This window comes from Salinicola sp. (assembly GCF_982684285.1).
Genome location: NZ_CEXLVS010000133.1, coordinates 6,443 through 11,263 on the forward strand (window position 1 = coordinate 6,443; position 4,821 = coordinate 11,263).

At 63.7% G+C, this 4,821-nt stretch carries 5 protein-coding genes; 3 read left to right on the forward strand and 2 right to left on the reverse strand.

Annotated features, from left to right (window positions below; translation table 11 throughout):
- Both AC3AYF_RS12525 and AC3AYF_RS12530 read right to left on the reverse strand, forming a co-directional pair.
- Positions 1-406: pyrroline-5-carboxylate reductase family protein (locus tag AC3AYF_RS12525; protein WP_487779806.1), on the reverse strand; the 406-nt coding region annotated here is incomplete at its 3' end.
- A 40-nt stretch (positions 407-446) separates the two neighbouring features.
- On the reverse strand, positions 447-1,160 hold the full coding sequence (locus AC3AYF_RS12530) for a YggS family pyridoxal phosphate-dependent enzyme (protein WP_295039972.1): 714 nt from the start codon (positions 1,158-1,160) through the stop codon (positions 447-449).
- 40 nt (positions 1,161-1,200) lie between these two features.
- On the opposite strand from AC3AYF_RS12530, the gene AC3AYF_RS12535 reads away from it, so the two are divergent.
- From AC3AYF_RS12535 to tyrS, 3 genes are all read left to right on the forward strand, one after another.
- Positions 1,201-2,235 (forward strand): type IV pilus twitching motility protein PilT, encoded by a 1,035-nt coding sequence (locus tag AC3AYF_RS12535; RefSeq protein ID WP_295039970.1) that lies wholly within the window; start codon positions 1,201-1,203, stop codon positions 2,233-2,235.
- 34 nt (positions 2,236-2,269) lie between these two features.
- Complete coding sequence (locus tag AC3AYF_RS12540; protein ID WP_295039968.1) at positions 2,270-3,403, forward strand: PilT/PilU family type 4a pilus ATPase; 1,134 nt, start codon at positions 2,270-2,272, stop codon at positions 3,401-3,403.
- 110 nt (positions 3,404-3,513) lie between these two features.
- Positions 3,514-4,713 carry a tyrosine--tRNA ligase gene (gene tyrS / locus AC3AYF_RS12545; protein WP_298848694.1) on the forward strand — a complete coding sequence of 400 codons (1,200 nt, stop codon included), beginning with the start codon at positions 3,514-3,516 and terminating at the stop codon, positions 4,711-4,713.
- Positions 4,714-4,821 lie beyond the last annotated feature (108 nt).

A 4,821-nucleotide genomic window follows, 5' to 3' on the forward strand; every position in this document is an offset into this window, starting at 1 on the left:
TCGCGCCCTCGCCGACTAGCGAGGGCGTATTGGGCATGCAGCGGATCAGAGCCAGATCGCCCCCCAGCCAGGCGTCCAGGGTCGCGGCATCGAGCCCGGCCGCCACCGACATGACGAGAGGCCGACGGGCCTGAACGCTATCCCGTAGCGACAGGCAGAGATCGCGCATCATTTGCGGTTTGACGGCGAGGACGACGACGTCCGCTTCCCCGACCGCGGCCAGGTTATCCTGCATCGTGCGAATGCCATAGCGCTGACCGATGGCATCGCGCTTTTCCTGGCTGCGTGACGTGGCGACGATGGCATCGGCGGGGTAGCCGCCTTCGAGCATCCCGCCGAAGATGGCGCTGGCCATGTTGCCGGCACCGATGAAGACGATGCGGCTGGCGTTGGGCGAGTCGGTCATGACTGGGTCCTTGGGGTCGGTCGGAAACGGGGCGATGTCGTCAGCTCCCGGGCGGCGGCGGGCGGCTGCCGAAGATGGCGGTGCCCAGGCGAACGATGGTGGCGCCCTCCTGGACGGCGGCCTCCAGATCGCCGCTCATGCCCATCGACAGGGTATCCAGGGGGGCTTCGGGAAAGCGGCGCTGCAACTCGGCCAGCGCGGTGGCGACCTGGCGGAATGCGTGACGCTGCCGATCTCTGTCCTCACTGGGCGCCGGTAACGCCATCAGGCCCCGCAGGCGAAGGTTGGGAAGTGCCAGCAGAGACTCGGCGAGTGCCGGCAGGTCGTCGGTGTCGACCCCCGCCTTGCTGGCTTCGCTGCTGACGTTGAGCTGCAGACAGAGATCGATGGGTCCCAGTGCCGGCGGGCGCTGCTCGGAGAGGCGGCGGGCGATCTTCTCCCGGTCGACGCCATGCACCCAGTTGAAATGCTCGGCGACGTCGCGGGTCTTGTTCGACTGCAGTGCACCGATGAAATGCCACTCGATGTCGTCGAGGTCGGCCAGCGCCCGCTGCTTTTCCAGGGCTTCTTGCAGGTAGTTCTCGCCGAAGGCGCGTTGCCCGGCGGCATAGGCCTGGCGCAGCATGTTTGCTGGCTTGGTTTTGCTGACAGCAAGCAGGCGTGCGCCGTCTGACGGCCGCCCGGCCGCCCGCAGCGCCGCCTCGAGGCGCTCGCGGGCGCTGGATAGAGACTCGGACACCGATGCTTCTGGCATACTGGATGGCGACCTTACGCAGGGGATCGAATAAAAACCCATGGATATTACCGAACTGCTGGCGTTCTCGGCAAAGCACGACGCTTCGGACCTGCACCTGTCGGCCGGACTGCCACCCATGATTCGGGTCGATGGCGACATGCGTCGTCTCAATGTGCCCGCGCTCGACGACAGCCAGGTTCGGCGCCTGATCTATGATGTCATGAACGATCGACAGCGTCGGGATTTCGAGGCTGCGCTCGAAACCGACTTTTCGTTCGAGGTCATCGGCGTGTCCCGCTTTCGTGTCAATGCGTTCACTCAGGGGCGCGGCGCCGGTGCGGTCTTCCGCACCATTCCCAGCAACGTGCTGACGCTCGATGATCTCGGGCTGGGCGATGTCTTCCGGCGCCTGTCGATGTTGCCGCGAGGCCTGGTGCTGGTCACGGGGCCGACCGGCAGCGGCAAGTCGACGACCCTGGCGGCGATGATCGACTACATCAACAGCAACCGCCAGGAACACATCCTCACCATCGAGGATCCGATCGAGTTCGTACACGAAAGCAAGCGCTGCCTGATCAACCAGCGTGAAGTGCATCGCGATACCAAGGGCTTTGCACCGGCTCTGCGCTCGGCCCTGCGCGAAGACCCCGACGTCATTCTGGTGGGCGAGCTCAGGGATCTGGAAACCATCCGGCTCGCGCTGACGGCAGCCGAGACCGGCCACCTGGTGTTCGGCACCCTGCACACGACATCGGCGGCCAAGACCGTCGACCGGATCATCGATGTCTTTCCCGGCGACGAGAAGGGCATGGTGCGCTCGATGCTGTCCGAGTCGCTGCAGGCGGTGATTTCGCAGACGCTGCTCAAGCGTGAGGGCGGTGGGCGCGTCGCCGCTCACGAGATCCTGGTGGCGACGTCGGCGATTCGCAATCTGGTCCGGGAGGGCAAGGTCGCGCAGATGTACTCGGCGATTCAGACCGGCGGTAGCCTGGGGATGCAGACGCTGGATGCGGCGCTTTCCCAGTTGGTGGCCAGTGGTGTGGTGACGCGTCAGGAAGCCCACGCCAAATCGCGCGCCGGGCTCGACCAGTGAGTTCGCGCTCCGGAACCAGGTACCAGGACACAACATGACTCCCTCCCAGTGGTTTGAGCAACTTCTCGATATCATGCTGGCCAAGCAGGCTTCGGACCTCCTGATCTCCACCGGTGCGCCGCCCTGCCTGAAACTGGATGGCAAGCTGGTGGCGCTGGGTGACGTGCCACTGCAGCCGGATCAGGTGCGCGAGCTGGTGGCCATTGCTCTGCCTCAGGGGCGGCGAGAGACCTTCGAGGCGGAACACGAGGCCAATTTCGCGCTGAGCCTGAGCGGCAAGGGGCGCTTTCGTGTCAGCGCCTTCTACCAGCGCAGCCAGCCGGCGATGGTCGTTCGACGAATCGCTTTCGACATTCCCGACCTCGAGTCGCTGGGCCTGCCGGAGGTGACGGGGACGCTGGCTTCCATTCGACGCGGGCTGGTACTGGTGGTGGGCGGAACCGGCAGCGGCAAGTCGACGACGCTGGCCTCGATGATCCAGCACCGCAATCGCACGGTCGGCGGCCATATCATCTGCATCGAAGATCCTATCGAATACATGCACCCGCACCAGCGCGGCATCATCAATCAGCGGGAAGTGGGCATCGATACCGAATCCTACGAGGTCGCGCTGAAGAACGCGCTGCGCCAGGCGCCGGACGTCATCATGATCGGCGAGATACGAAGCCGCGACACCATGGAGCTGGCGCTCAGTTTTGCCGAAACCGGGCATCTGTGTCTGGCCACGCTTCATGCCAATAGCGCCGATCAGGCCGTCGAGCGCATTTTCAGCCTGTTTCCGCCGTCCCGCCAGGAGCAGATAGGGATGGACCTGTCGCTCAATCTGCGCGCCGTGGTCGCCCAGCGACTGCTGCCGCGCCAGGATGGCGACGGGCGCTGTGTCGCGACCGAGGTGCTGCTCAAGTCCCCGCTGATCAGCGAACTGATCCGCCGTGGCGAGGTGGCCGAATTGAAGGATCTGATGCGGCGCTCCCGGGAGCAGGGCATGCAGACCTTCGATCAGGCGCTTTACGAGCTCTTCCGCCGCGGGGACATCAGCGAGAGCCTGGCGCTGGCTCACGCCGACTCGGCCAACGATCTACGCATGCTGATCAAGTATGGCGAACGCCGGGACGCCGGTGACAGGAGCGATGATGGCGCGAAGTTCTCGCTGATCGAGGACGAGTGACCGGAAGTGTCCTGACCCGGCGTCGGTGTCGCCGATCAACGATGACCGAAGACTCATGCTAAGATTGCCGCCTTTCAAGCTCGATAGCGTTGGTAAGGGAGACGGACACGATGGCCGAGGTCGATGAAGCGCTGGCGTTGATCAAGCGCGGCACGCAGGAGATTCTGATCGAAGATGAGCTGGTGAAAAAGCTCGGATCCGGTCGCAAGCTCCGGATCAAGGCTGGCTTCGACCCCACGGCTCCCGACCTGCACCTGGGGCACAGCGTGTTGCTGACCAAGATGCGCCAGTTCCAGGATCTCGGCCACGAAGTGATCTTCCTGATCGGCGACTTCACCGGCCGGATCGGCGATCCCACCGGTAAGAACGTGACGCGCAAGCCGCTCACCGAGGAAGAAGTCAAGGCCAACGCCCAGACCTACCGCGAACAGGTCTTCAAGATTCTCGATCCCGATAAGACCGAAGTGCGCTTCAATGCCGAGTGGTTCGGCGAGATGTCGGCGGCCGACATGATCGAACTCTCGGCGCAGTCCACCGTGGCGCGCATGCTCGAGCGCGATGACTTCGAGAAGCGCTATCGCGCCGGCCAGTCGATCTCGATCCACGAGTTTCTCTATCCGCTGGTGCAGGGCTACGATTCGGTCGCACTGAAGGCGGATATCGAACTGGGTGGAACTGACCAGAAGTTCAACCTGCTGATGGGGCGCGAAGTCCAGAAGCACTTCGGCCAGGAGCCTCAGGTCGTCATTACCATGCCGCTGCTCGAAGGGCTGGATGGTGTGCAGAAGATGTCCAAGTCGTTGAACAACTATATCGGCGTCGACGAGTCGCCCGGGGTGATGTTCAACAAGATCGTGTCGATGCCGGATAGCCTGATGTGGCGCTACTTCGAGCTGCTGTCGCTGAAGTCCAACGACGAGATCGAGGCGATTCGTCGTGAGATCGAGCAGGGGGCCAATCCGCGCGACATCAAGATGACCCTGGCACGGGAACTGATCACGCGCTATCACGGCGAAGAAGCGGCAGCCAATGCGCACCGCTCCGCGGGCAATCAGCTGGCGGAGGGGGAGCTGCCCGACGATCTGCCGGAAGTGGAGGTGGATTTCGAGGGCGCTCCCCAGGCGCCAATCGCGGCCGTGCTCAACCGCGCCAACCTGACCAACAACAGTGCCCAGGCCAAGGACATGCTCAGTAACGGCCGGGTCAAGGTCGACGGGGAGGTCGCGGCCAAGGATCTGATGCTCGAGACCGGCAAGCGCTATGTGATCCAGGCCGGCAAGAAGCGTTACGCGCGCGTCATCTTGAACTAGCGTCATCTTGAACGCAGTGAGACTTGTCTTGTCGCTCGATTCTTGTCGATATCCGAAACGCCCGCCCTGTGCGGGCGTTGTGGTATCTGGAGGTTGGCTGAGGGAGAG

Bases quoted from the DNA above. Each gene is read 5' to 3' on its own strand.
- AC3AYF_RS12530 (WP_295039972.1), bottom strand. From the start codon at position 1,160: ATGCCAGAAGCATCGGTGTCCGAGTCTCTATCCAGCGCCCGCGAGCGC.
- AC3AYF_RS12540 (WP_295039968.1), top strand. From the start codon at position 2,270: ATGACTCCCTCCCAGTGGTTTGAGCAACTTCTCGATATCATGCTGGCC.
- AC3AYF_RS12535 (WP_295039970.1), top strand. From the start codon at position 1,201: ATGGATATTACCGAACTGCTGGCGTTCTCGGCAAAGCACGACGCTTCG.
- tyrS (WP_298848694.1), top strand. From the start codon at position 3,514: ATGGCCGAGGTCGATGAAGCGCTGGCGTTGATCAAGCGCGGCACGCAG.